Source organism: Roseivirga sp. UBA838 (genome assembly GCF_002296035.1).
GTDB classification, from domain to species: domain Bacteria; phylum Bacteroidota; class Bacteroidia; order Cytophagales; family Cyclobacteriaceae; genus Roseivirga; species Roseivirga thermotolerans.
On sequence record NZ_DBHC01000051.1, the window covers coordinates 15,751 to 39,664 of the forward strand.

Annotated in this window: 28 protein-coding genes; 19 read left to right on the forward strand and 9 right to left on the reverse strand. The window is 42.5% G+C overall.

Translation table 11 applies throughout. From position 1 onward, the window contains the following. Position 1: 1 nt before the first annotated feature. The 12 genes from map to B3O12_RS18000 all read left to right on the forward strand — a co-directional run bounded on the left by map (position 2) and on the right by B3O12_RS18000 (position 7,921). The gene (map, locus tag B3O12_RS17945) at positions 2-775 is read left to right on the forward strand and encodes a type I methionyl aminopeptidase (RefSeq protein ID WP_189630280.1); all 774 of its coding nucleotides are present in this window, start codon (positions 2-4) and stop codon (positions 773-775) included. Between the two features lies 1 nt (position 776). Further along, the gene (gene infA, locus B3O12_RS17950) at positions 777-995 is read left to right on the forward strand and encodes a translation initiation factor IF-1 (protein ID WP_189630281.1); all 219 of its coding nucleotides are present in this window, start codon (positions 777-779) and stop codon (positions 993-995) included. 6 nt (positions 996-1,001) lie between these two features. Next, positions 1,002-1,118 carry a type B 50S ribosomal protein L36 gene (gene ykgO, locus B3O12_RS17955; protein ID WP_084375668.1) on the forward strand — a complete coding sequence of 39 codons (117 nt, stop codon included), beginning with the start codon at positions 1,002-1,004 and terminating at the stop codon, positions 1,116-1,118. 2 nt (positions 1,119-1,120) lie between these two features. Continuing rightward, positions 1,121-1,498, forward strand: coding sequence for a 30S ribosomal protein S13 (gene rpsM, locus B3O12_RS17960; protein ID WP_189630282.1), 378 nt, complete (start codon positions 1,121-1,123; stop codon positions 1,496-1,498). A gap of 36 nt (positions 1,499-1,534) precedes the next feature. After that, complete coding sequence (rpsK, locus tag B3O12_RS17965; RefSeq protein ID WP_189630283.1) at positions 1,535-1,927, forward strand: 30S ribosomal protein S11; 393 nt, start codon at positions 1,535-1,537, stop codon at positions 1,925-1,927. Positions 1,928-1,945: 18 nt separating this feature from the next. Beyond that, entirely contained in the window at positions 1,946-2,551 is a 606-nt protein-coding gene (rpsD, locus tag B3O12_RS17970; protein WP_189630284.1) for a 30S ribosomal protein S4, read from the forward strand. Between the two features lie 30 nt (positions 2,552-2,581). Beyond that, positions 2,582-3,571 (forward strand): DNA-directed RNA polymerase subunit alpha, encoded by a 990-nt coding sequence (locus B3O12_RS17975; RefSeq protein WP_189630285.1) that lies wholly within the window; start codon positions 2,582-2,584, stop codon positions 3,569-3,571. Between the two features lie 3 nt (positions 3,572-3,574). Then, complete coding sequence (gene rplQ, locus B3O12_RS17980; protein ID WP_189630286.1) at positions 3,575-4,159, forward strand: 50S ribosomal protein L17; 585 nt, start codon at positions 3,575-3,577, stop codon at positions 4,157-4,159. A gap of 125 nt (positions 4,160-4,284) precedes the next feature. After that, positions 4,285-5,397, forward strand: coding sequence for a glutamine-hydrolyzing carbamoyl-phosphate synthase small subunit (gene carA / locus B3O12_RS17985; protein WP_189630287.1), 1,113 nt, complete (start codon positions 4,285-4,287; stop codon positions 5,395-5,397). Positions 5,398-5,409: 12 nt separating this feature from the next. Then, positions 5,410-6,699 carry a phosphopyruvate hydratase gene (eno, locus tag B3O12_RS17990; RefSeq protein WP_189630288.1) on the forward strand — a complete coding sequence of 430 codons (1,290 nt, stop codon included), beginning with the start codon at positions 5,410-5,412 and terminating at the stop codon, positions 6,697-6,699. A gap of 317 nt (positions 6,700-7,016) precedes the next feature. Further along, the gene (locus tag B3O12_RS17995; protein WP_286747527.1) at positions 7,017-7,316 is read left to right on the forward strand and encodes an FtsB family cell division protein; all 300 of its coding nucleotides are present in this window, start codon (positions 7,017-7,019) and stop codon (positions 7,314-7,316) included. A gap of 32 nt (positions 7,317-7,348) precedes the next feature. Further along, positions 7,349-7,921 (forward strand): hypothetical protein, encoded by a 573-nt coding sequence (locus B3O12_RS18000; RefSeq protein WP_229838640.1) that lies wholly within the window; start codon positions 7,349-7,351, stop codon positions 7,919-7,921. 121 nt (positions 7,922-8,042) lie between these two features. Here the strand turns inward: B3O12_RS18000 and B3O12_RS18005 are convergent, their stop codons facing one another. Further along, positions 8,043-9,116 carry an Ldh family oxidoreductase gene (locus B3O12_RS18005; protein WP_286757294.1) on the reverse strand — a complete coding sequence of 358 codons (1,074 nt, stop codon included), beginning with the start codon at positions 9,114-9,116 and terminating at the stop codon, positions 8,043-8,045. A 10-nt stretch (positions 9,117-9,126) separates the two neighbouring features. Then, positions 9,127-10,065, reverse strand: coding sequence for an exopolyphosphatase (locus B3O12_RS18010; protein WP_189630291.1), 939 nt, complete (start codon positions 10,063-10,065; stop codon positions 9,127-9,129). A gap of 137 nt (positions 10,066-10,202) precedes the next feature. Between B3O12_RS18010 and B3O12_RS18015 the strand changes: the two genes are divergently transcribed. From B3O12_RS18015 to B3O12_RS18025, 3 genes are all read left to right on the forward strand, one after another. Continuing rightward, positions 10,203-11,789 carry an acyl-CoA carboxylase subunit beta gene (locus tag B3O12_RS18015; protein WP_189630804.1) on the forward strand — a complete coding sequence of 529 codons (1,587 nt, stop codon included), beginning with the start codon at positions 10,203-10,205 and terminating at the stop codon, positions 11,787-11,789. Between the two features lie 26 nt (positions 11,790-11,815). After that, complete coding sequence (locus tag B3O12_RS18020) at positions 11,816-12,880, forward strand: M42 family metallopeptidase (protein WP_286757295.1); 1,065 nt, start codon at positions 11,816-11,818, stop codon at positions 12,878-12,880. A gap of 107 nt (positions 12,881-12,987) precedes the next feature. Continuing rightward, complete coding sequence (locus B3O12_RS18025) at positions 12,988-13,755, forward strand: helical backbone metal receptor (protein ID WP_286757297.1); 768 nt, start codon at positions 12,988-12,990, stop codon at positions 13,753-13,755. A 129-nt stretch (positions 13,756-13,884) separates the two neighbouring features. Here the strand turns inward: B3O12_RS18025 and B3O12_RS18030 are convergent, their stop codons facing one another. The 3 genes from B3O12_RS18030 to B3O12_RS18040 form a co-directional block, all read right to left on the reverse strand. Beyond that, the gene (locus B3O12_RS18030) at positions 13,885-14,400 is read right to left on the reverse strand and encodes a hypothetical protein (protein WP_286757298.1); all 516 of its coding nucleotides are present in this window, start codon (positions 14,398-14,400) and stop codon (positions 13,885-13,887) included. Positions 14,401-14,570: 170 nt separating this feature from the next. Further along, positions 14,571-15,221 carry a GDSL-type esterase/lipase family protein gene (locus tag B3O12_RS18035; protein WP_189630295.1) on the reverse strand — a complete coding sequence of 217 codons (651 nt, stop codon included), beginning with the start codon at positions 15,219-15,221 and terminating at the stop codon, positions 14,571-14,573. A gap of 12 nt (positions 15,222-15,233) precedes the next feature. Further along, positions 15,234-16,985, reverse strand: coding sequence for an ABC transporter ATP-binding protein (locus B3O12_RS18040; protein WP_189630296.1), 1,752 nt, complete (start codon positions 16,983-16,985; stop codon positions 15,234-15,236). A 115-nt stretch (positions 16,986-17,100) separates the two neighbouring features. Here B3O12_RS18040 and B3O12_RS18045 point away from each other — a divergent pair, with 115 nt between their 5' ends. The 3 genes from B3O12_RS18045 to B3O12_RS18055 are packed head-to-tail and all read left to right on the forward strand — an operon-like array spanning position 17,101 to position 18,919. After that, positions 17,101-18,120 carry a 6-bladed beta-propeller gene (locus B3O12_RS18045; RefSeq protein ID WP_189630297.1) on the forward strand — a complete coding sequence of 340 codons (1,020 nt, stop codon included), beginning with the start codon at positions 17,101-17,103 and terminating at the stop codon, positions 18,118-18,120. 1 nt (position 18,121) lies between these two features. Next, positions 18,122-18,658 (forward strand): hypothetical protein, encoded by a 537-nt coding sequence (locus B3O12_RS18050; protein ID WP_189630298.1) that lies wholly within the window; start codon positions 18,122-18,124, stop codon positions 18,656-18,658. A 3-nt stretch (positions 18,659-18,661) separates the two neighbouring features. After that, on the forward strand, positions 18,662-18,919 hold the full coding sequence (locus B3O12_RS18055) for a hypothetical protein (RefSeq protein ID WP_286747520.1): 258 nt from the start codon (positions 18,662-18,664) through the stop codon (positions 18,917-18,919). A gap of 40 nt (positions 18,920-18,959) precedes the next feature. Here B3O12_RS18055 and B3O12_RS18060 read toward each other — a convergent pair whose 3' ends face one another. Continuing rightward, a complete protein-coding gene (locus B3O12_RS18060) occupies positions 18,960-19,166 on the reverse strand; it encodes a hypothetical protein (RefSeq protein WP_370299007.1) in 207 nt (68 codons plus the stop codon). Positions 19,167-19,560: 394 nt separating this feature from the next. Between B3O12_RS18060 and B3O12_RS18065 the strand changes: the two genes are divergently transcribed. Continuing rightward, entirely contained in the window at positions 19,561-20,667 is a 1,107-nt protein-coding gene (locus B3O12_RS18065; protein ID WP_286757300.1) for a BF3164 family lipoprotein, read from the forward strand. 224 nt (positions 20,668-20,891) lie between these two features. On the opposite strand, the gene B3O12_RS18070 is transcribed toward B3O12_RS18065, so the two are convergent. From B3O12_RS18070 to B3O12_RS18080, 3 genes are all read right to left on the reverse strand, one after another. Beyond that, a complete protein-coding gene (locus tag B3O12_RS18070) occupies positions 20,892-22,103 on the reverse strand; it encodes a 3-phosphoshikimate 1-carboxyvinyltransferase (RefSeq protein WP_286757301.1) in 1,212 nt (403 codons plus the stop codon). 5 nt (positions 22,104-22,108) lie between these two features. Beyond that, positions 22,109-23,134 (reverse strand): 3-dehydroquinate synthase, encoded by a 1,026-nt coding sequence (aroB, locus tag B3O12_RS18075; protein ID WP_286747515.1) that lies wholly within the window; start codon positions 23,132-23,134, stop codon positions 22,109-22,111. Next, a partial coding sequence (locus B3O12_RS18080) for a chorismate mutase (RefSeq protein WP_286757302.1) occupies positions 23,131-23,914 on the reverse strand: 784 nt, incomplete at its 5' end. The genes aroB and B3O12_RS18080, both read right to left, overlap by 4 nt.

A 23,914-nucleotide genomic window follows, 5' to 3' on the forward strand; every position in this document is an offset into this window, starting at 1 on the left:
TATGATCTTTTACAAGACCGAAGAAGAAATTCAAAAAATACGTGAGAGTGCAGACATACTTGCCAGAGCTCACGGAGAAATAGCCAAGCTTATAAAGCCGGGCGTAAAAACCAAAGATCTCGATAAAGTTGCAGAAGAGTTTATCGCAGATCATGGGGCAACAGGTTCCTTTAAAGGTTACAATGGTTTCCCCGCCACGCTTTGTATATCCGTGAACGAAGTGGTTGTTCATGGGTTTCCGAGCGAGTATGAATTGAAAGACGGTGATATAATCTCTGTAGATTGTGGAGTCTTCTACCAAGGTTTTCATAGCGATTCCGCTTATACTTACCCCGTAGGAGACATTTCCCCAGAGACTTTATCACTTCTAAAGGCAACGAAAGAGTCGTTGTATGTAGGTATTGAAGAAGCCAGGTTTGGTAACCGTATAGGAGACTTAGCCTATGCCATCCAGAAGTATGTAGAAGACAGAGGTTACTCTGTGGTTCGCGAGTTGGTAGGACATGGCTTAGGCAGAAGCTTACATGAAGGGCCTGAGGTGCCCAATTATGGTAAGCGCGGTAGAGGACCAAAACTAAACGAAGGTTTGGTTATTGCCATTGAACCAATGGTAAACTTGGGGGCTCGACAAATTGTGCAAGAGAGCGATGGATGGACAATCAGAACAAGAGATCGTAAGCCATCAGCCCATTTTGAACATACCGTGGCCATCTTCAAAGATCGTACTGAAATATTGACAAGTCATCAATATATAGAAGAAGTAGTAAAGTTTTAACATGGCTAAACAAGGATCTATTGAGCAAGACGGAACGATCGTAGAGGCACTGCCGAACGCTACGTTTCGTGTTGAGCTGGAAAATGGACATGTGGTGTTGGCTCACATCTCAGGAAAAATGAGAATGCACTACATTAAGATTTTACCGGGCGACAGAGTAAAACTGGAGATGTCGCCTTATGATTTAACAAAAGGAAGAATTACTTACAGGTATAAATAACGAAACATGAAAGTAAAAGCGTCTATCAAGAAGCGTAGTGCCGATTGTAAGATAATCCGCAGAAACGGAAAGTTGTACGTGATTAACAAGAAGAATCCTAGATTCAAACAAAGACAAGGGTAATTATGGCAAGGATTGCAGGAGTAGATATTCCAGATCACAAGAGAGCCGAAATTGGTTTAACCTATATTTTCGGTATTGGTCGTAGCTCAGCCAACTACATATTGGCAAAGGCAGGTATTGATGTAAATACTAAAATTGGCGACCTGGACGATGACCAACAGAAAGACATCAGAACCATCATCAGTGAAGAGTTCAAAATAGAAGGTGTTCTTAAGTCAGAGGTTCAAATGAACATCAAGCGATTGATGGACATTGGCTGTTACAGAGGTTTGAGACACAGAAAAGGACTTCCTGTTCGTGGTCAGCATACCAAAAACAACGCCAGAACCAGAAAAGGAAAGAGAAAGACGGTTGCTAACAAGAAAAAGGCAACTAAGTAATAGGTAAGTTTTTAATGCCGAAAAAGATATTTGAAGATGGCTCAAAAAAGAAAAGATAAAGCTAAGAAAAGAGTAGTGCAGGTTGATGCTCTTGGGCAGGCGCACATCAAGGCGTCTTTCAACAACATCATCATCTCTTTGACCAATCAGCAAGGACAGGTTATTTCTTGGGCTTCTGCCGGAAAAATGGGCTTTAAGGGTTCTAAAAAGAACACTCCTTATGCTGCTCAGATGGCCGCTCAAAACTGTGCGCAGGCTGCGTACGACCTTGGTTTAAGAAAAGTTGAGGTTTTTGTGAAAGGTCCTGGTGCAGGTCGTGAATCTGCAATCAGAACTATCCAGAATGTTGGAATTGAAGTAACTGTTATTAGAGACGTTACTCCGCTTCCGCACAACGGATGCCGTCCACCTAAAAGAAGAAGAGTTTAATTAAGAATTTAAGAAGTAATGGCAAGATATAAAGGACCAAAGGCTAAAATCGCGAGAAGGTTTAACGATCCTATTTTCGGTCATAGCAAAGCATTACAAAAGAAAGCTTATCCTCCCGGCCAGCACGGTCGTGGTAGAAGAAGAAAGCAGTCTGAATACGCTATCCAGTTAATGGAGAAGCAAAAAGCCAAGTATACTTACGGGGTGCTTGAAAAGCAGTTTGCTAACTTGTTCGACAAAGCTTCAAGAAAATCTGGAGTTACCGGTGAAATCTTACTTCAATTGTTGGAAGCAAGATTGGATAACCTGGTGTTCAGATTAGGAATTGCACCTACAAGAAGGGCTGCAAGACAGTTGGTGTCTCACAAACACATTACCGTAAACGGTGAGATTGTGAACATTCCTTCATACCATGTATTGCCTGGCGATGTAGTTGCAGTTAGAGAGAAGTCTAAGTCATTGGAGCTTATCTCTGATAGCGTAGCAGCTAACACTGCTCAGAGATACCCATGGTTAGAGTTCAATAAGTCGGAATTGGCTGGTAAAATGATTAATGTTCCTACAAGAGAAGATATTCCTGAGAACATTAAAGAGCAGCTAATTGTCGAGCTTTACTCTAAGTAATCTATTTTAGAACATTAAAACATTACATATATGTCAATACTTGCATTTCAAATCCCGGAGAAAGTGGTGATGGAAAAGGCTGACGATTTTCACGGTCAGTTTATCTTCAAACCCCTTGAAAAAGGCTACGGGGTTACTATTGGTAATGCACTGAGAAGAATATTGCTTTCTTCTCTGGAGGGCTATGCCATCACAGGAATTAAAATTCCTGGTGTATTGCACGAGTTCTCTACCATTGAAGGTGTTGTAGAAGATGTTTCTGAAATTATTTTGAACCTCAAGAAAGTAAGGTTTAAGAAAATCTCAGACACTGTAGATAACAAGATCAATGTGGTTATCGAAGGGCAGGATAAATTCAATGCGGGTGATATTGGAAAATTCACCAGTGCGTTCGAAATCCTTAACCCCGAAGATGTGGTTTGTCACTTTGATCCATCAGTGAAGTTCGAAATTGAACTAACCATTGAAAAAGGCAGAGGATACCTCCCTGCCGAAGAAAATAAGCCAAGCGAGCAAGTATTCGGTTATATCCCAATCGATGCCATTTTTACGCCAATCAAAAACGTAAAGTATAGCGTTGAAAACACCAGGGTAGAGCAGAAGACTGACTACGAAATGCTCATCTTGGATATTAAAACCGATGGTTCTATCCACCCTGAGAATGCATTGAAGGGTGCCGCTCACATACTTATTCAGCACTTCATGCTGTTCTCAGATCAGAATATGATTCTGGAAACTGGTGCATTGGATGAGCCTGAGCAGGTAGATGAAGAAATGCTTCATATGCGCAAGCTATTGAAGACTTCTCTGAACGATCTCGACCTTTCAGTAAGAGCATACAACTGCTTGAAAGCAGCCGATGTACGCACTTTGGGAGATTTGGTAAGATTAGAGATTTCTGATATGATGAAGTTCAGAAACTTTGGTAAGAAATCTTTGGCAGAGCTAGAGCAACTAGTTGCTGAGAAGAACTTGACCTTCGGTATGGATTTGTCGAAATATAAATTGGACGAGGAATAACAGATGAGACACGGGAAGAAATTTAATCATTTAGGTAGAACAGCGGCTCACAGAAAAGCAATGCTGTCTAACATGGCTTCTTCTTTGATTCTTCACAAGAGAATCACAACCACAGTAGCCAAGGCTAAAGCTTTGAGAAAATATGTGGAGCCTTTGATCACCAGAGCTAAGAACGATACCACTCACTCAAGAAGAATGGTGTTCTCTTACCTTCAGGACAAAGAGTCTGTTACCACGTTGTTCAATGAAGTAGCCGAAAAAGTAGCAACCAGACCAGGTGGTTACACAAGAATTATCAAAACAGGCAACCGTCTGGGTGATAATGCGGATATGTGTATCATAGAGTTGGTTGACTTCAACGAGCTATTGCTTGGTGAAACCAAGGAAGAAAAGAAAACTACCCGAAGAAGCAGAAGAGGCGGTAAAAAATCGGGCGAAGCCAAGGAAGCAACAGCTACCGAAGCCAAAGCCGAAAAGAAAGCCGCTAAGGAGGAGAAGAAAGAAGAAGCACCTGCAGAGCCTAAGGCCGAAGCTGCTGCCGAACCGGAAGCTCCTGCTGCTGATGAGGAAAAGAAAAGCGAAGAGTAATTGTATAAATTACCAGATATTGAAAAGGGATTGGACGAAAGTTCAATCCCTTTTTTATTAGGTTTTGCTCCCTAACAAATACACATTATTTTTGCACGATGCGTCAAACGCAAGCCAATCAAGATATGTCTCAAAATTCATTCGATCAATCACAAAAAAAAGCGGTTTTACTCCTGGCAGACGGTTCTCGTTTCGAAGGTGTAGCCATAGGTAAAATTGGAACAGCAGGCGGAGAAATCTGCTTCAACACCGGAATGACCGGGTATCAGGAGATCTACACAGACCCTTCCTATTACGGCCAGATTGTAGTGAACACTACCTCTCATATAGGCAATTACGGTGTGGAAGACAGCGAACAAGAGTCTGACAGTCCGAAGATCAGAGGATTGGTAGTAAATACCTTCTCTCAGGATTTTAGCCGCCCTACCGGTACCGACTCGTTGCAGAACTACCTCGACAAAAACAACATTGTAGGTATTTCTGAGCTGGATACTCGTTTGCTGGTAAGGCACATACGAAGTAAAGGAGCCATGAATGCCATCATATCTTCAGAAGATCTTTCTGACGAAGAATTGGCCGCTAAACTGGCTGAGGTACCCAATATGGAAGGTCTTGAGCTTTCCTCTTTTGTATCTACCAAAGAACCTTACTTTGTCGGTGAAGAGTCTGCGCCTTACCGTGTGGCCGTGCTAGACCTTGGGGTTAAAACCAGCATACTCAAGCACCTGGCCAGTAGAGGTACTTATCTGAAAGTGTTCCCCGCCAAAACAAGTTTTCAGGAAATGGAGCAGTGGAATCCTCATGGATACTTCCTGTCCAATGGTCCTGGCGATCCTTCGGCAATGGATTATGCCATTGAAACCGCAAAGAAAATTATGGCTGCCGACAAGCCACTTTTCGGTATATGCCTGGGGCATCAGATCATCTCTTTGGCGTGCGGAGTGTCCACTTTTAAAATGCACAATGGTCACAGAGGGCTTAACCATCCGGTAAAGAACCTTGTGTCGGGCAAGAGCGAAGTGACCTCTCAGAACCATGGTTTTGCCGTGAGTCGAGAAGAGGTCGAGAAGTCAGGTATACTCGAGCTTACACACATTAACCTCAATGACAATACCTGCGCTGGTATTCAGGTTAAGGGTAAGAAAACGTTTTCCGTACAATATCACCCAGAGTCTTCTCCGGGCCCTCACGATTCACGTTATTTGTTCGATCAATTTATCAACCTATTCAAATCATAACAAGGAATCAATATGAGCTTAATAGAAAGCGTACACGCCAGACAAATTTTAGACTCAAGAGGTAACCCAACCATTGAGGTCGATGTAGTGACCGAAAATGGTGTCATGGGTCGCGCGGCAGTTCCTTCAGGAGCTTCTACCGGAGCCCACGAAGCCGTGGAGTTAAGAGATGGCGATAAATCAAAATATTTGGGCAAAGGGGTGACCAAAGCTGTACAGAATGTAAATGACGTACTGGCTGCAGAAATCATTGGCTTTTCGGTATTCGAACAAAACCTGATCGATAAGATTATGTTGGAAGCCGATGGTACTCCAAACAAAGGTAACTTGGGCGCGAATGCTATTTTAGGTGTTTCACTAGCCGTAGCCAAAGCAGCAGCAGCAGAGCTTGGTCTTCCACTTTACAGATACGTAGGAGGGGTAAGTGCCAACACGCTTCCCGTGCCTATGATGAACATCATTAATGGAGGTTCGCATGCCGATAACTCCATAGACTTTCAGGAGTTTATGATTATGCCTGTAGGAGCTGCTAACTTCTCAGAAGCTATTCGTATGGGGGCCGAGGTGTTCCATCACCTTAAAAAAGTACTTTCTGACAAGGGACTTGCTACCAACGTAGGCGATGAAGGAGGTTTTGCTCCTAACCTTGGGTCTGACGATGAGGCTCTTGAGGTAATTTCTCAGGCGGTTGAAAATGCAGGCTACAAAGTGGGTGAAGATATTGTATATGCCTTGGATGTGGCCTCATCGGAGTTTTATCTTGAAGATGAAAAGGTATATTACTTCAAAGACTCTACAGGTAAAAAGCTAAGCCCCGTAGAAATGGCCGACTATTTGGCAAGTCTTTGCGCCAAATATCCTATTGTTTCTATAGAAGACGGCATGTTCGAAGACGATTGGGAGGGCTGGAAGGCACTTACCGAGAAGATAGGCGATAAAGTACAGTTGGTGGGTGACGATCTGTTTGTGACCAATGTGAGCCGTCTTCAAAAGGGTATTGATAACGGAATAGCAAATTCAATACTCATTAAAGTTAATCAGATAGGTACGCTCACCGAAACCATAGCAGCTGTGAACCTTGCCAAAACAAATGGCTATACGGCCGTTATGTCTCACCGTTCTGGAGAAACTGAAGACAATACCATTGCCGATTTGGCCGTGGCACTGAACACAGGGCAGATCAAAACCGGTTCGGCCTCTCGTTCGGATAGAATGGCAAAATACAACCAGTTGATTCGAATTGAGGAAGAGCTGGGCGAAGTGGGTAAATTCCCTGGTAAGGGTTTTAGAAAGGCTTATTAGTACCTGGGTACAGAGTATCTGGTACATAGACTTTAGATATAAATAGAGCATCTCATTTGAGGTGCTTTTTTTATGTCCTCCTCTTGTGAGCAATTTTCTGGCAGATGCTGTTTCCGCTAACTTTGCCCCAAGGGTGTTTGCATGCACATTCCTCCGTGGAGAAGGAGGTTAGGAGGATTGGACTTTTGAATCGAAGCAAATTGTTCTAATCTCCATAGCTTGCCCAGAAATAGCAAGTTGGCAGCCCTGAGGCTATCTGGGCTGCAGGATTTCAAAACCCATTGACTTTCAACTCAAAACTTCCGTATCTTTAACCTATGAATCCTTTCACCAGAATTCCGAAATTTTTGAAGAACTACTACGTACTTTTCGGTCTGTTCTTCGTTTTTTGGATGATTTTCATCGATTCGAACGATGTATTATCCCAGTTTAGAATGGCCAGCAGGCTAAATGAACTGAAGGCTGAAAAAGAATACTACCTGCAGAAAAAGCAAGAAGTACTCAAAGACAGGGAGGAGCTGAGCACAAACAAAGAGCTGCTCGAAAAATTTGCCCGCGAAAAATACATGATGCGGAAACAGAGTGAAGACCTCTACGTTATAGTAACAGAAGATTAAACGAAGTCCTCAGCCGAGGACTTTTTTAGTATATGAAAAAACTGTTTTATTCCATCGTATTGCTAAGCCTCTCGAGCAGCCTTCTGGGGCAGGTTTACTTTGAGGAGGAAGAAGCCGACTCGCTTCAATTCAAAGATCGGTTATTCTTTGGTGGTAACTTTTCAGCTAACCTTGGTTTTGGCGGAGGGTCATCGTTTGTAGATATCTCTCCACTTGTTGGCTATATGGTTAATACTGATTTTTCGGTGGGGGTAGGAGCTACTTATCTCTATGTTTCCAGAGAGTTTATTATTCTGCCCGGCAATGATCGGTTCAGAGTTTCGAATAGTGTGTATGGAGGAAGGGCATTCCTCAGACACACGGTTATTGAAAATTACTTTGCTCATGGTGAGGTAGAAACCCTCAATACGGAGGTGCCTCTTAACGATGGCTCTAACCGCACCACCAGAGAATGGGTGCCGGGGGTGTTTATTGGGGGCGGAACTTTTCAACCCATTTTTGCCAGAGGAGGAGTAAATATTACAGTGCTCTATAATTTGGCTTACGATTCCATTCGGTCACCCTATGGTAGTGCGTGGGTTTTTCGATTTGGTGTTACTTTTTAAGCCAGGGGCTAAGGAGGTTTCTCTTTCTTAAATTGTAGTGAGATATATCTAAACAGGGTTTCGGGCAACAGATACCTTCTTCCGATTCATTCATTGGTTCCAAGGCTCCATATAAGGTTGGCTAAAATTCTACCTCGAATCTCATTCCCAGAGCTCTCAAATCTTTTTCTACAGGCTCCAGAAGAGGAATGCCTTTTTCGCTTCTTTCTTTTTCAAAAGCTCTCTCAGGGTCTCCGGGTATAAGTACCTGCTGATTCGATTCTATGGGGGCAGAGCCTCTGAACCGTCTGATCCATTGATCCATATGTTGCTTAAACTCACTAGCAGGCCTGAAAGCATCTATTCGCATGGCGCCAAAAAAATGGCCTAACCCTTCGCCCACCGGGTCTGACACCGGGTCTATGAAACTTACAAATGGTGGAGCCCATGGGCCGTAGTTGGCCCCCGAGAGTACAGCGGAAAAAATATCGACAATGGAACCCAGAATATAACCCTTATGGCTTCCGTTCTGTCTGTCTCCTCCAAGAGGGCGCAAGGCTCCGCCTTCCTTTACCCCATAGGCATTGGTAGTGGTGTTTCCCTCCTTGTCCTGAATCCATCCGTTGGGAGCGGGTTCTCCCTTGCGTTGCAGAATTTCCAGCTTGCCATTGGCGGCAGTAGTGGTGGCAAAGTCACCTACAAAAGGAGGCTCCTCATCGGCCGGAATGGCCACTGCTATGGGGTTAGTGCCCAGTAGTCTTTCCTTAGAAAAAGTAGGAGCTACCAGCGGGCTGGCATTGGTCATAGACATGCCTATCATATCATGGGCTAGAGCCTGCATGGCATGGTAACCCGCAATGCCATAATGGTTGGAGTTTCTCACAGCCACCCAGCCGGTTCCGGCCTTTTCAGCTTTTTCAATAGCCACCTGCATAGCAAACGGAGCTACCACCAACCCGAGACCGCCATCGCCATCGACCACCGCAGTGCTGGGGCTTTCATGAACCACTCGAATGTTGGGCTTTGCGTTAATACGTTTCTTCTCCCATAGTCGTACATAACCGCTAAGCCGAGCCACGCCATGAGAATCTACGCCTCGCATATCGGCCGAAAGAAGAGTGTCGGCAGCCGTGGTGGCGTGTGACTCCGAACAGCCCATAGCCAGAAATATTTTCTTGGAAAACGTGTGGAGTTGGTCGTACGAGTAGTGATTCATGTTGCGTTAATTATTGCTTTTCCGCAATAGGTTTATGTTCCATGGAGTACAGTACCCCTTCCTTAAGAGCATATGTACAGGCCGTAATGTGGTCAGTAGGAATAAGATCAGAAACAAAAGAAATAAGGCAGCTGGCTACAACGATCATGTCTACACGCATAGAAACCATACCCGGAATGGCCAGGCGAGCCGCCTTGTCTTTGATTAGAAGCTCCCTATGCGTATCCCTATAAGCCTTTATGGGTAGCTTAAATACCGTAGGGTGTACCGGACGATCCTGATTACTTTCCTTAAAGTAAATTTCGGTGAGTGTATCAAAGGTACCCGAACAGCCAATCAGGCCGGTAGGCCGATATTCAGCAATAGCCTTCTTCAGATCTGAGAGCTCGGAATCCAGCCAGGCAAACATCTCGGTAACAGCCTTAGGGGGCATAGGGTCTTTTTTATGAAACTTATCGAGCAAGCGTTGTGCTCCAATTTCAAAACTCCTTTTCCAGAGTATCTTATCTTCGTTGCCAATAATAAACTCCACACTGCCACCGCCAATGTCCATCACTAGTTCATAATTCTTGCCCACGGCTCCGGCAGCTCTCACCCCTTCAAAGATCAGTTCCGCTTCTTTATCGCCATCAATAATCTGGATTTCGATTTGAGTAGATTCGTAGATCCTGTCTAAGAGTTCTTGACCATTACGCGCATTTCGAATGGCGCTGGTAGCCACCCCTATTACATCGGTTACCTCAAACTGGTTGAGTACTGTTTTGAAAACCTCCAACGTATGAACGGCTCTCTTCATGGCATCTTTTGCAATGAGGCCTTTGCTAATGCCATTTTTACCAATTTTTACGGCAATTTTCTCCTTGTAGAGTGTTTTGAGCACTCCTGCCTCAAGTTCTACAATGAACAAATGGAAGGTATTGGTTCCTAAATCTATGACAGCTTTCCTCATACCCTACTCCGCGAAAAGTTGGCCGAATATAGGATTTATTCACTAAAAATAGAGAGCCACTATGGACAAATACCTTTCTCAAAATTCATAATTCCATGTATGTCTCTATCTTTGGCTACCAAATTACAGAACTACCTATGGCAGATAAGAAAGCAGAAAAAGCACCGCTCAAAGTTTTGACAAAAGCAGAGAAATATGCTTTGCTAGAAGAGAAGAATGCCAAGGCTCTTTTGGGCGGAGGAAAGAAAAGAATTGAGGCTCAACATGCCAGAAAGAAACTAACCGCCAGAGAGCGAATTGCCCTCCTTTTAGACGAAGGTTCATTTGAGGAAATCGGCAAGTTTGTAGAACACAGGGCAACCGATTTTGGCCTGGATAAGCAAAAGTTTTTGGGCGATGGTGTAGTAACAGGCTACGGTACTGTAAATGGCCGACTGGTATACGTTTATTCTCAGGATTTCACCGTTTTTGGAGGCTCACTATCCGAAACACATGCTGAGAAGATCTGTAAGATTATGGATTTGGCCATGAAGAATGGAGCTCCAATTATTGGGCTGAATGATAGTGGTGGGGCACGAATTCAGGAAGGAGTAGTTTCGTTGGGTGGCTATGCCGATATTTTCTACCGCAACACACGGGCTTCAGGACTAATACCTCAGATATCCGCCATTATGGGGCCATGTGCCGGTGGGGCGGTGTATTCTCCGGCCATTACCGATTTCATATTCATGGTAGAAAACACCTCATATATGTTTGTTACGGGCCCCAATGTGGTAAAAACGGTTACTCAGGAAGATGTGACGGCCGAAGAGCTTGGTGGAGCCAGTACCCACAGCTCCAAAAGTGGAGTTACTCATTTTGCATCGGCCAACGAGGTACAGTGCATTAATGATATCAAGCGATTGCTTTCATATATTCCTCAAAACTGTGAAGAAGATGCCCCCGTTTATGAGTACTTGCCTGAAAATGAGGTGCGCAAAGGGTTGAACAATGTCATTCCGGACAATCCCAATCAGCCATACGACATGCACGAGGTGATTGAGCAATTGGTTGATGAAGACTCTTTCTTCGAAGTACATAAGAACTATGCCGAAAACATAATTGTGGGTTTTGCCCGTTTGGGAGGAAGAAGTATTGGTATAGTGGGTAACCAGCCTGCTGCTTTGGCCGGAGTACTCGATATTGCTTCTTCTACCAAAGGAGCTCGGTTTGTGCGTTTTTGTGACTGTTTTAACATTCCCCTGCTTGTGCTGGAAGATGTGCCCGGATTTTTACCCGGAACCGATCAGGAATGGAACGGCATTATTACCAATGGAGCTAAACTACTTTATGCTTTTGCAGAAGCTACCGTGCCTAGAATTACTGTAATTACCCGAAAAGCGTATGGCGGAGCCTATGATGTAATGAACTCCAAACACATTGGTGCCGACATGAACTATGCTTGGCCAATGGCCGAGATTGCGGTAATGGGAGCCAAGGGAGCTGCAGAAATCATCTTTAAGAAGGAGATAGCTGAAGCTGAAGACCCGGAGGCAAAGCTGCAAGAAAAGGTAGATGAGTATACCGCTAAATTTGCCAACCCTTACGGAGCAGCTCGCAGAGGCTTTATCGATGAGGTTATTGTTCCGGAGCAAACCAGAGCTAAACTGATAAAAGCCTTTAAAATGCTCGAAAATAAAGTGGATACACTGCCTAAAAAGAAGCATGGCAACATTCCGCTTTAACTTAAAAGAACAGAACAGAGAAGGAGATGAATAGAGAAGAATTTCTAATAAAGTACTTGAACAATGCTTCGCCCACCGGTTTTGAGACCAGTGGCCAGCAAATTTGGCTCGACTACATTAAGCCATACACAGATACTTACTTTACAGACAACTACGGTACAGCGGTGGGAGTAATTAACCCCGAAGCTGAATACAAGGTGGTTATAGAAGCTCATGCCGATGAGATTAGTTGGTTTGTCAATTACATTTCGGACGATGGCTATATCTATGTGATTCGCAATGGTGGCAGCGACCATCAAATTGCTCCTTCCAAGCGTGTAAACCTTCATACGGAAAAGGGAGTAGTGAAGGGCGTTTTTGGCTGGCCAGCTATACACGTGCGCGAAAAAGAGAATGAAAATGCCCCCACACTTAAGAATATTTTCATCGATGTGGGTGCTTCCTCGAAACAAGAAGTACTCGATATGGGCATTCATGTGGGCACAGTAGCTACTTTCGATGATGAGCTGTTTAAACTCAATGGAAAATACTGGTGTGGCCGAGCGCTCGACAACCGAATTGGAGGCTATATGATTGCCCAGGTGGCTAGAAAGTTAAAGGAGCAAGGCAATAAACTTCCGTTTGGTTTGTATATAGTAAATGCCGTGCAAGAGGAAATTGGTTTAAGAGGAGCCGAAATGATTGCCGCACGAATCAAGCCCCATGTAGCCATTTGTACCGATGTTTGTCATGATACACAGTCGCCCATGTATGAGAAGAAATATCAGGGCGATCAAAAATGTGGCAATGGTCCGGTGCTAACTTATGGTCCGGCCGTGCAGAATAACCTGCTAAACATGCTTATTGGTGTGGCCGAATCCAGAAACATTCCTTATCAAAGAAGTGCGTCTTCCAGGTCTACCGGAACGGATACCGATGCTTTTGCTTATAGCAACGAAGGGGTGCCGGCTGCTTTAATTTCGCTGCCTTTAAAATACATGCACACCACTGTTGAAACAGCTCATGAGCAAGATGTTGAACAGGTGATAGAACTAATGTATCAGTTTTTGATTCAGTTGGAAAGCGGCCACGATTTCAGGTATCTCAAGTAGGATCAAAGTAGAGTTTCCGGCTATTTACTTTTAGGAGTGAACATCCGGAACCTGACCCATTCACAACCATCGTTAAATATTAAGCCATTGGGCGCAGCAATTGTTCTATGAAGTTTACCGACCAAATGGGGCGATCGGTGGAGTTGCCCGATATACCCAAACGTATTGTTTCTTTGGTGCCTTCTCAAACCGAACTTCTTCACGACTTGGGGTTGAATAAGGAGGTGGTTGGGATTACCAAGTTTTGTATTCATCCTGCTCATTGGCGAAAAGAGAAAGTCATAGTAGGAGGTACAAAACAAGTTCATTTCAATAGAATCGAAGAGCTGTCTCCAGACCTGATTATTGGGAATAAAGAAGAAAACGAAGAGGGTTTTATCAATGAGCTGGCCACCAGATACCCTGTTTGGATGAGTGACATTGCTTCGCTCAATGAGGCGCTGGATATGATGGAGGCTATTGGACAATTAATTGGTCGGGAAAAGGAGGCTGAGGCACTGGTAGTAGATGTACTTAGTGCTTTTGCACCCCTGCAGGAGCAGTCGCTAAAGAAGCGAAGGGCAGTTTACCTCATCTGGAAAGATCCATACATGGCGGCCGGTAAAAATACTTTTGTTGATGAAATGCTGTCGATGGCAGGGTTCGAAAATCTGGTGAAAGAGACTCGCTACCCCGAGCTGAGGTTAGAAGATATTAAAGTGCTCGACCCGGAAGTTATTCTATTGAGTTCAGAGCCATACCCTTTCCAAGAAAAGCACATGTCTGAAATTAGAAATGAGTTGCCTGGCGTTGAGATGAGGTTGGTAGATGGAGAGATGTTTAGCTGGTATGGCAGCCGATTGCTAAAAGCTCCGGCCTATTTTCAGGCGTTGTAACGGATTTTCTTGCTGTGGCTTACCTAAAAATTGGATACGGATGGCCTAAGTAGCGTATGGGATGTAAGGTAAAAGTGGGGGTGAGAATAAAGAGAAGGGGAGCTCCCAGCAAGCCCCCCTGTCTTAACGTTACCTAAACACTGCAAATGCGTTGCACATTTTAGTGTCGTAACACTCCCATATCTGTTCCTTTATAAACTTTACCTTGTTAGAGGTTTCTTCACCCAGGCTAAAATGGTGCGAACCCTTCCATTTCTTTTTCTTCCACTTGCGTTTGTTTTCTGCATAGTAGAAGTAGGTCTTTTCGTCAGAAACTCCCATGCGTCTTTTTTCTCCTGCGGCTAGGGTAACCATGTCAGAAGTTTCCCAATCTCCATTATAGCTTTTATACCGAATGGCTACTTCAATGGCTTCGGTAGAGCGATTTTCAAAATAGATGTGATACTCTTTCTTTCGGACGGTGGCCGAAGAATCTTTCAAAGCAGGGCCGGGTAGGGGCAACTCTACTTTAAGCTTAGAATCGAAGGGCGATTCTAAAGCTATTGGGGACAACTCGGCCACATGGCTCTCGCGATTATCTAAAATCGAAAGCAAGGTGGTTAGTCCCGTCCCCAGCAATAGCGCGTAGACGGTTAGTGTTTTCATACGTTTAGGTGAAACGGTGATTAAAGATGAAAACTTTATATGAAATATTCAACATATATTCATAAAAAGTTTTGTTGGTGTATCTGCAGGCGGGCGCAGTTGTTAGTCAAAAAAGCCCTTCAGGAGATTTAAAGGACTCTTTTGTGGGGTTTGTATGCGAAAGAAAATTTTTAGGGATTCACCAAAAGTGGACCAATTACTTTAATCCAGAGGTCGTAGCCCTTCTTATTCATGTGAAGGCCATCGTCTAGAAAGATGTTTTCTTTAAGCGATCCATCTTCCTTTAGCATAGGACTCCATACATCGGCAAAGCGAACTCTGGGGCTAAGGTTTGCCATATGCTTTAAGGCTTCATTTAGTTTTTCGTACGCTGGCTTTAGGTGCCATCGTGCTATACTCGGTTTGGCTGAGATGATTACTATGCTTTCAATTCCCTCATTGAGTAACTGTTGGGTAAGAGAGCTAATATCGGCCAACACCTCCAACTCTGATTTTCCTGAATTCAAGTCATTGTCTCCCTCATAAATAAATACTTGTCTGGGTTTGAATTGAGAAATGAGTAAATCTTTGTAGTAAATAAGGTCGGAGGTTTCAGAGCCACCAAAGCCGGTATTAATAACGTTGTGTTCAGGAAAGTAAGATTTAAAGTCTACCCAAAGCCTGATGCTGGAACTGCCGGTAAACACTATTCTGTTTTTGGCAGGGTATTTTTCTGCTGCATTCTCAAACTTTCTTACTTCTTCGGCAAAACGGTTTGGGTCCTGTGCTTTGAGGCTTCCATAAGTCAGGCTAAGTAGAAGTAGTGATATTAGGTATTTCATATTTATGGTGCTTTAAATTCGGGCTTGGTAAGTATATAATTGGAAGTACCGCCCTTCTTTTGCAATCAGTTCATCATGTGTGCCGCTTTCGGCTATTTCTCCTTTTTCGATAACCAATATTTTATCGGCTCTCTTAATGGTGCTTAGCCGGTGGGCAATTACAAAAGTGGTGCGCCCTTTCATAAGCTCGTTGAGGCTTTGTTGAATATAAGATTCACTCTCGGTGTCAAGGTTGGAGGTGGCTTCGTCTAAAATGAGAATTCTCGGGTTGGCCAAAATGGCCCTGGCAATGGCTAGTCGTTGGCGTTGGCCTCCTGATAGCTTCACCCCTCTTTCTCCAATCACTGTATCGAGGCCTTTCTCAAACCTATCTGTGAATTCCTTGACATAGGCCGCTTCCACAGCCTCCTGTAGCTGTTGTTCCGTGGCATTGGGGCGAGGGAAAAGTATGTTTTCGCGGATGGTTCCTTCAAAGAGGAAATCGTCTTGTAGTACTACACCCAATTGCTCGCGAAAACTGCTGAGCTTCACCGTAGAAAGATCAGTGCCGTCTACCGTAACACGTCCTTCTCTAGGGTTGAGGAAAGTAGCTGCCAGACCTGCTATGGTAGACTTGCCTGAGCCGGACGAACCCACCAGTGCGGTAACAGAACCTGCTGGCGCATCGAACGATATGTTTTTGATTACATCGTCATCTCCATCGTAAGCAAAAGAAACGTTTTCGAACCGAATATCTCCATGTATTGGGCCCAACGCCACGGTTCGGGTTTGATCATCTTCTTCTGACGGAGTTTGCATTATTTCTTCAGTACGATCGAGCCCGGCAAATGCTTCGGTAATCTGACTACCAATGTTCGACATTTGGAGAACCGGAGCAACAACCACGGCCAAATAGGCAATAAAGGCTACCAGTTCACCGGAGGTCATACTTCCATTGATAATGTAGTATCCTCCTAGTCCTAGTATACTGGTTGAGGCAACGCCAGCCAAGAGGAATGTGGCAGAGCTTGATACGAATGCTGTAGCTGTAAGGGTTTTTTTGACTACTTCGTATAGCGATATGACCCCTTTTTCAAATATTTTAATTTCCTGTTGTTCTGCTCCGAAACCTTTAATAACTCTTACTCCATTTAAAGTTTCAGTCAACCTACCTGTAACTTCTGCATTGAGCTTTCCTCTTTTTCTGAATTCAGGTCGCAAAATGCCAAATGCTTTCATGGCAATCACGCCAAATAAGACTATAGGGATCACTATTAGAGCAGTCAATCGAGCATTCATATTGATCAGTATTACTAATACAGCAACAGCCGTTATTGATCCACCTATTAACTGAACAAACCCTGTTCCTACCAGATTTCTGACACCTTCCACATCAGTCATAATTCTAGAGACCAGGGCTCCTGACTTTTGGCTATCGAAAAAGTTTATCGGAAGTGATAGAATTTTCTTCTGAACCTGCACTCTGAGGTTGGCTATCAGTTTTTGGGCTTGAACGCTCAAAATTCTGGTAAGCATAAAGGATGTAACTGCCTGAACAACAATTGCAAGAACTACAAAAACAACTATCCTCTTTAATTCTGAAACATCACCTGCAACCACAACATCATCTATTAAATACTGTGTGGCTTTTGGAGGAACTAAGGTTGCGGCACTTCGTAGTAAGATGAGTACCAGGCCGAATAACAACATGCCCCTTTTGGGCCATATAATTCTGCGAAATACTTCGCCTATCGAGATGTTTTCGAGTTTTTTCTTCTTAGTCATGCACTAAAAGTATTGAAAGAATAACTTCGGTGTAAGTTATGTTATTGTTAATATTTAGACCCTGGTTTGAGTATTTAAAAAAATAAATTTTATATTTTCGTAGTAAAGTAAAACAATGAGAAAAAAAGAAGTTGTAAAAATATTAGGACTTGCTTTTGTTGTATTTTTTGCAACCTGCTGCAATAGTGAATCAAGAAAAACTAGGTTGGAGTATATTAGTTTGTCTGTTGAGGCTAGGTATAATCAATTTAATGATACAACGTTTGTTACTGATGGTATAACAGAGATTGCTGCTAAGGATGGCCGAATTTTCATAAACGATGCCAAGCTCAACAAGTCGTTGATTTTGAACAATAAGTTCGAAGTTCAAAATTACATCGAGAGAGGATACGGTCCTGAAGAAATTTTGGGGGCAAATTTCGTTCAATTTGAAAACGAAAGTTTGTTCGTTTTCGATAATCATAAGTTACAAGTTTCACAATTCGATTTGAAGGGGAGATTCCAAAGAAAAATGAGGCCAAAGGACACATTAATAATGTTGTACGATAGAAAGCCAGCAATATTTCCTTCAGGTGAAATTTTTGCTCCAAGTTTACGCTCAGATAAGCCAATAGTTCATTTTGATAAGAAAATGGATATTGTAAAGACTTTTGGTACAGTTCAAGAATTTGAGAATTATTCCCATCATCGATCTATCAATAGTCAAAATATTCTCGCTCTAAAAGATGGGAAAGTGGCTTCAGTTTGGTCATCTAGACCTTTTGTACAGCTTTTTAGTTCTAAAGGGGAAGTTCTTGATAGTTTAGATTTGAGTGAATTTTTGGGTTTTAGGTCAAGAGTATACGATGAACTTTTAAAACAAAATCCGAGACGAAAATATACTTTGCAATTTGATTACTATAGAGATATTACATCGTTTGAGGACACCATATATTTATTGTTCATAGGAAACAATAAGGCGCTAGCTTCTAACGAAATAATAGTTATAAATGCAAAGGGAGATAAGCTGACTTTTGATAGGGTTCTTAAACTTGATGTGCCAAATTCCTTTTTCTACGAAATCGCTGTAGATGAGAATATCCTGTATGCTTTTGAGAAAGCTGGTGCAGAATTAATGAAGTTTCAAATTGACTGATATGAAAGATTTGATTAAGGCAATTTTATGTTGCGTGCTAATTACTTTAACAAATTGCTGTCAGACTAATTCATCAGAAAAATTGAGTCAAAGTGAAGTGCAATTTGATAGAATAACTGATCGGGCAGAGAACTATAGAAAAAGACTGAAAGGTGAAAAGTTTTTACTTACACCAAACAAGAATGGATGGAGTACAAATACAATGATTTTGGTGTATAACTCTTTAGACTGCAACACCTGTATTTTTAAAGCAGTTAAGATGATGGATGAAGTCTTTTTTAATATACCCGATTCTGAAATTTTTTATTATAATATCTACGAAGGAGAGTATACTGATAATTTTAAACCTCTTTTGGAAAATAGTAAATACGCAAATCTTCATTCATATCATAAAATCGATCAAAGTTACAATGGCTTTATGACACCCTTCATGATCAATTTGAATGAAGAGGGTGAGATTAAAGATGCATTTTTTCCATTAGCAGGAATTGAACAGAGTGAGGACTCTGCAAATTTTATAAATACATTTAAACAATAAATTATGAGAAAAATTAAAAGAAAAATTACGCTATCGGTCTTTTCCTTAGTCATGATTTTCTTCGGCTTTAGCTCTTTCGGACAAGGACCAGGGAAATGTATAGCCGATGATCCAGGAGAATGTGTAAGAAATTGTGAAAACGGTCTGGCTTGTTGTGTAGGAACAAGCCCTCATTGCTCAGGGGGCTGGAGTACAGAACAGCAGTCATTTTGGATTGATTGTGGTAACGGCAAGGAGTATTGTTCAACCGAACCATATTAAAGGCAACAAAAGAGGAACTCTGTTCCTCTTTTTTAATCATTTATTTTTCTAACCTTATTTTGTCCACATGCTCCCAAAAACCAGGGTATGATTTATTCACTACCGAGGGGTTGTGAATGATTATTGGCTGCCGGGTCATTATGGGGGCAAAGGCCATAGCCATGCGATGGTCGTCATAGACTAGGGTTCTATTCTTTTTTTGCGGTCCATATAGAATTGCAATTCCCTTTACACTATAAATCAACAAAATCTTTGGATATTTTCATTTCAAATCAATAATGTTAATTTGGATGTGTTATAGAAATAAATTAGGTTGAAATATTATCAGTTTGATATACAGTTGTTTACAAGTGCGAATGTGCGCTCGGTTCATCCTTGTTTGGGATAAGGTTCGCAGGAGCCCTGACTTTAGCTCTATTGTCAATGTTTGGGCTTCGGGCATTTAGTAATGAAAGCAAAGCTTACAGAAGTATTGAAGGTTATACTAGCTTTTGAAACACGAGTTTGCCGAGTAGCCATGGAAATTGGTTTTAAATAGAAGGTGCCCTAACTGGCCTTTGGAACACGTCTAAGTCATAGTTGCCATTTTTTTAATAAATCTTATCGTTTAAAAGCTAAGAGTAAATCCCCTAGGTCTTTCCATGAATAAATATTTAACAGTAATCGTCTTTATACTATTGTCGTGTTTTTCTGAAAGAAGTAGTAATGCGCAAGTGAAAGGTCTTAATAAAAAGGGAGTTTTCACTTACTCAGATTTCAAATATGAATTAAATCTTTCTGGAGAAGTGATTGCTTTGGATTCTTTGAAGCTGCCACTCAGAATTAAGGTTGATGGTTCTAAGGAGCTGATGTACATAACCACTGCTGGTCATAGTAAATGGTTGCAAGTATATGATATAAGGAGTAAGAAATTGATCAATGAGCTTGTTTCAAAAGGACAGGGTCCGGGCGAAATGCTCAATGCGACAGATGTTCAGTTGAGTCATTCTAAAAATGAGCTATACATACACGATATGATTCAAAAAAGGATTGACGTATACGATCTGGAAAAAACCATTGGAGAGAAATCTTTAATGCCTAAGAATACGATTGAATTAGACTCACTCCAAACCTACTATCCAAAAATTGACCGAAAGGGACACGTCATTGATTTAATAAGCTCGTTATCTGGGAATGAAGAAAATAGGCTATATAAACTAAGTTTAGAAGATGCTGCCATCATTAAAGAAGGTGGTTTTTATCCTGAGATTGATTACCCGCAACAAAGCCCTCAATTTAAATCACAGGTGTTTATGGCCTTCATGAATACAGATCCGGAAGCAGAATACTTCGCTTTAACACATGCATATACGGACTATCTTGAACTTTATGATTCTGATTTCAATTTGATATCGTCAGCTCGTGGACCTGAGTTATTCGAACCTCTTTTAGAAACTAAGTCTGTTGGTGGAGGGGGGAGAATGGTGGCCCCCATTAAGAATTCCAGAGATGCTTACACATATCCGGTTTTGGGCAATAATATGATTTACGTTCTTTTTGATGGGAAAAACACTTCTGAACAGGGTTTCCATCAAGATGAACTGTTTCTGTTTAATTATAAACTACAGCCGTTAATTAGATTCAAATTGAACATTCCAATCTATGCGTTTGATATCGATTGGGAGAGAAATATCCTTTATGGGTTAACTCTTGAGTCTCCTGAAGAGGGGAATGAAGTGGCTGTTGTTAAATACGATTTGAGCAAATGAGTAAGCTAGAGTTTACGGTTTTCTTCATTTTGTAATCAATATAAATTTGACAGCTGGAACCAAGTTTTAAATCTTCCTCAAGAAGCTATAGTACCGAAAACAAGCTAGGGTTAATTATTACTTTGATGGTGATTGCAGCTTATGCCTTCTAGTTTCGAAAGGCCAGTTAATCAATTATTAAGAATACCCTCAAATAGTCATTCGTTTTTGATGCTTTAAGGAATCTAAAGGGTTACCATCTCCACATGCTCCCAAAAACCAGGGTATGATTTATTCACTACCGAGGGGTTGTGAATGATTATTGGCTGCCGGGTCATTATGGGGGCAAAGGCCATAGCCATGCGATGGTCGTCATAGGTTTCAATTGCTATAATCTCTTCACTTGGCTGATACTTCGATTTCACCTCCCAGAGGCCTTCTTCAACTTCTTTGAGTTTAATCTTAAATTTTTTGAGCTCTTTTTTGAGGGCTTTAATTCGATCCGTTTCTTTGATTCGGAGGCTTTCCAGGCCGGTCATGCGGCAGTGGATTCCTTTTATGCCACAAACTACAGCAACCGTTTGTGCAAGATCCGGACAATCAGAGAAATCGAACTCCAACTCTTCCTGATGCGGAATTTTCTCCAACACCACCCCATCATCTTCGAAAGTGCTCATTACACCCAGCTGGTTCATAATCCGCACAATGGCTATGTCGCCCTGTAGCGACTTCTGCCGTAGGCCCAGTAGCTTTATTTTAGCCTCATCGGCCAGGGCGACAAAGCTATACCAGTAGCTAGCCCCAGACCAGTCAGACTCTACCACATAAGGGTATTCTCCGTAGCTCTGTGGAGCAATTTCTATGGTGTTGTTGGTCCAGTTAGACTGTACACCGAAGAGACGCATCATGTCCAATGTCATCTGAATGTAAGGACGGCTGCCAACTTTGCCTTTCAGTTCCAGACTAAGCCCTTGGGGCAATGCGGGAGCTATCATCAACAAGGCCGATATAAACTGACTACTCACATCGCCTCTAATACTCAATCGATTTGTTTTCTGATGCTCCAGTGGCTTTATGCGCAAAGGAGGAAAGCCTTCTTCGTTGAGGTACTTGATTTTGGTACCGAGTTGTTTGAGCGATTTGGCCAATATATGAATGGGCCTTTGCTGCATGCGTTCGGTGCCCGTAAGTATTTTGGGCTGTTCACCCAATATAGAATAGGCTGTTAGAAAACGCATGGTGGTGCCTGCATCAAGCACATCGAGCGTTGTTTCTTCTGAGCTCAGTAAGCGAAGCATCGTTTGTGTATCTCTGGCATTCGACAGGTTTCTGATTACCGAACGGTTGCCCGAAATGGCGTTGATTATAAGGGCCCGATTGCTCTCACTTTTAGAAGCCTCAAGAGGTATATCAACTGATTTTAATTTGGGGCTATGTGGTAGTTTTTTGTTGTCCAAGGAGTTTAGGTTTTGGAGTAGTAAAACAATGAGTCCATTACATCTTTTTCGTCTACGGCAATATCGTAACCTGCCCGGCCTATTTCGTAGAGTAATGAGTGATTGAGGAAGTTGTTGATATTCTTTTTGTCGTGGTACATCAGTTCAATGATGCTTGTAAAATGTCTTTTTTCTATTCTTAGTTCCGGATAAATACCTTTTAAGGTTTGAGAAATAGTTTTGACAGCACTATCCGATAAACCCAATAATTTACCGGAGAGGTAGCTTTCGCATATCATTCCTATAGCAATAGCTTCGCCATGGAGTAGCCTGTTTTCTGTGTGCAGGTAGTAGCTTTCAATGGCATGCCCTATGGTGTGGCCAAAGTTCAAGATTTTGCGAAGACCTCTCTCTTTGGGGTCTTCTTTTACTACCGCATCCTTAATATGAATACTGTGAGCAATTACAGCATTCCAATTCTCTTGCTTAAGCCCTTTTGAACTCACCTTTTCAAAATAGTCGGCATCGGCTATTAAACCATGCTTTACCACCTCGGCAAAACCGGATCTAAGCTCGCGTTCGGGCAAAGTTTCCAGAAAAATCGGGTCAATAAATACATGCAGTGGATCCTGAAAAAAGCCCAGGTGGTTTTTAAAACCATGAAAATCGATACCCAGTTTACCACCAATATTGGCATCTACAGCGGCCAGCAGGGTAGTAGGAATGTTGATAAAGTCGATCCCTCTTTTATAAGCTACGGCACAAAAACCACCCATATCGCCAATTACTCCGCCCCCCAGATTAACCAGCAGGGCCTTGCGGTCGAACTGGTGCCTGGTGAGCTCTTTCCATATGTGCTCGCAGGTTTGCAGATTTTTATTTATCTCACCCGATGCTACCTCAATAAGTTGATGCTCGGGCAATAAAGATTTAATTTTTGGGTAGCAATGAGCCCTTGTGTTTTCATCTACCAAAACAGCAATCTGCGAATGTTTGCTTTGGTTGAAAAACGAGGGTAGGCTTAAACTGATATCATCGATTTGTATACTCATATTTTTACAGAAGTCTTCACTTCTTTGAGCTGTGCTTCCTGCATTTTAACTGATTCTTCATGAATGGCAAATAATAAACTTTTCATGAATTTTTCGGTCATGTTTTTCTTCATGCCTGTTCTTATTCTGGACTCCATTACTTCTTGCCACCTTCCGGGCTGATATACCGCCAGGTTATGATCTCTTTTGTAATCACCCACTTGCTTTATTATCTGAAACCTATCGGCCAGTAACTCTATGATCTGACCATCGAGAAGGTCTATTTTTTGCCGAAGTTGCTCGAGTTCAGTAATAGCTTCGGGATGTTTATCAATGGATTCTCGGAAGTTCAGGTTTTCATAAATGATCTTCAGCATTTCAGGCGTCACCTGCTGCTTGGCATCGCTCCAGGCCTTATCCGGGTCGTGATGAGTTTCTATCATTAGTCCATCCAATCCAAAATTGATGGCTCGCTGGCTCACCGATGCTATAATTTCTCTGGTACCACAAATATGACTTGGGTCGCAAACCACCGAAATGCCCGGCATCATGCGCTTTAAGTGAATGGGCATACTCCATTCAGGTTTGTTTCGGTAACGCTTTTCGTAGGGGTCGGAGAAGCCGCGATGTATGGCCGCTAGTTTCTTAATGCCCACCTTGTTGAGCCTTTCAAACGCACCCAGCCAAAGCTGCAAGTCGGGGTTAATGGGGTTTTTAACCATTACTGGAATATCTACTCCTTTTAGAGAGTCGCATATTTCTTGCACAGAAAATGGATTTACGGTGGTTCTGGCACCAATC

Excerpts from the sequence above, each read along its gene's own strand:
- rplQ (WP_189630286.1), top strand. The coding sequence starts at position 3,575 with ATGAGACACGGGAAGAAATTTAATCATTTAGGTAGAACAGCGGCTCAC.
- rpsK (WP_189630283.1), top strand. The coding sequence starts at position 1,535 with ATGGCTCAAAAAAGAAAAGATAAAGCTAAGAAAAGAGTAGTGCAGGTT.
- infA (WP_189630281.1), top strand. The coding sequence starts at position 777 with ATGGCTAAACAAGGATCTATTGAGCAAGACGGAACGATCGTAGAGGCA.
- carA (WP_189630287.1), top strand. The coding sequence starts at position 4,285 with ATGTCTCAAAATTCATTCGATCAATCACAAAAAAAAGCGGTTTTACTC.
- eno (WP_189630288.1), top strand. The coding sequence starts at position 5,410 with ATGAGCTTAATAGAAAGCGTACACGCCAGACAAATTTTAGACTCAAGA.
- B3O12_RS18020 (WP_286757295.1), top strand. The coding sequence starts at position 11,816 with ATGAATAGAGAAGAATTTCTAATAAAGTACTTGAACAATGCTTCGCCC.
- rpsM (WP_189630282.1), top strand. The coding sequence starts at position 1,121 with ATGGCAAGGATTGCAGGAGTAGATATTCCAGATCACAAGAGAGCCGAA.
- rpsD (WP_189630284.1), top strand. The coding sequence starts at position 1,946 with ATGGCAAGATATAAAGGACCAAAGGCTAAAATCGCGAGAAGGTTTAAC.
- aroB (WP_286747515.1), bottom strand. The coding sequence starts at position 23,134 with ATGAGTATACAAATCGATGATATCAGTTTAAGCCTACCCTCGTTTTTC.
- B3O12_RS18030 (WP_286757298.1), bottom strand. The coding sequence starts at position 14,400 with ATGAAAACACTAACCGTCTACGCGCTATTGCTGGGGACGGGACTAACC.
- ykgO (WP_084375668.1), top strand. The coding sequence starts at position 1,002 with ATGAAAGTAAAAGCGTCTATCAAGAAGCGTAGTGCCGATTGTAAGATA.
- B3O12_RS18045 (WP_189630297.1), top strand. The coding sequence starts at position 17,101 with ATGAGAAAAAAAGAAGTTGTAAAAATATTAGGACTTGCTTTTGTTGTA.
- B3O12_RS18065 (WP_286757300.1), top strand. The coding sequence starts at position 19,561 with ATGAATAAATATTTAACAGTAATCGTCTTTATACTATTGTCGTGTTTT.
- B3O12_RS18025 (WP_286757297.1), top strand. The coding sequence starts at position 12,988 with ATGAAGTTTACCGACCAAATGGGGCGATCGGTGGAGTTGCCCGATATA.
- B3O12_RS18010 (WP_189630291.1), bottom strand. The coding sequence starts at position 10,065 with ATGAGGAAAGCTGTCATAGATTTAGGAACCAATACCTTCCATTTGTTC.
- B3O12_RS18055 (WP_286747520.1), top strand. The coding sequence starts at position 18,662 with ATGAGAAAAATTAAAAGAAAAATTACGCTATCGGTCTTTTCCTTAGTC.
- B3O12_RS18035 (WP_189630295.1), bottom strand. The coding sequence starts at position 15,221 with ATGAAATACCTAATATCACTACTTCTACTTAGCCTGACTTATGGAAGC.
- B3O12_RS18005 (WP_286757294.1), bottom strand. The coding sequence starts at position 9,116 with ATGAATCACTACTCGTACGACCAACTCCACACGTTTTCCAAGAAAATA.
- B3O12_RS18015 (WP_189630804.1), top strand. The coding sequence starts at position 10,203 with ATGGCAGATAAGAAAGCAGAAAAAGCACCGCTCAAAGTTTTGACAAAA.
- B3O12_RS17975 (WP_189630285.1), top strand. The coding sequence starts at position 2,582 with ATGTCAATACTTGCATTTCAAATCCCGGAGAAAGTGGTGATGGAAAAG.
- B3O12_RS18000 (WP_229838640.1), top strand. The coding sequence starts at position 7,349 with ATGAAAAAACTGTTTTATTCCATCGTATTGCTAAGCCTCTCGAGCAGC.
- map (WP_189630280.1), top strand. The coding sequence starts at position 2 with ATGATCTTTTACAAGACCGAAGAAGAAATTCAAAAAATACGTGAGAGT.
- B3O12_RS18050 (WP_189630298.1), top strand. The coding sequence starts at position 18,122 with ATGAAAGATTTGATTAAGGCAATTTTATGTTGCGTGCTAATTACTTTA.
- B3O12_RS17995 (WP_286747527.1), top strand. The coding sequence starts at position 7,017 with ATGAATCCTTTCACCAGAATTCCGAAATTTTTGAAGAACTACTACGTA.
- B3O12_RS18040 (WP_189630296.1), bottom strand. The coding sequence starts at position 16,985 with ATGACTAAGAAGAAAAAACTCGAAAACATCTCGATAGGCGAAGTATTT.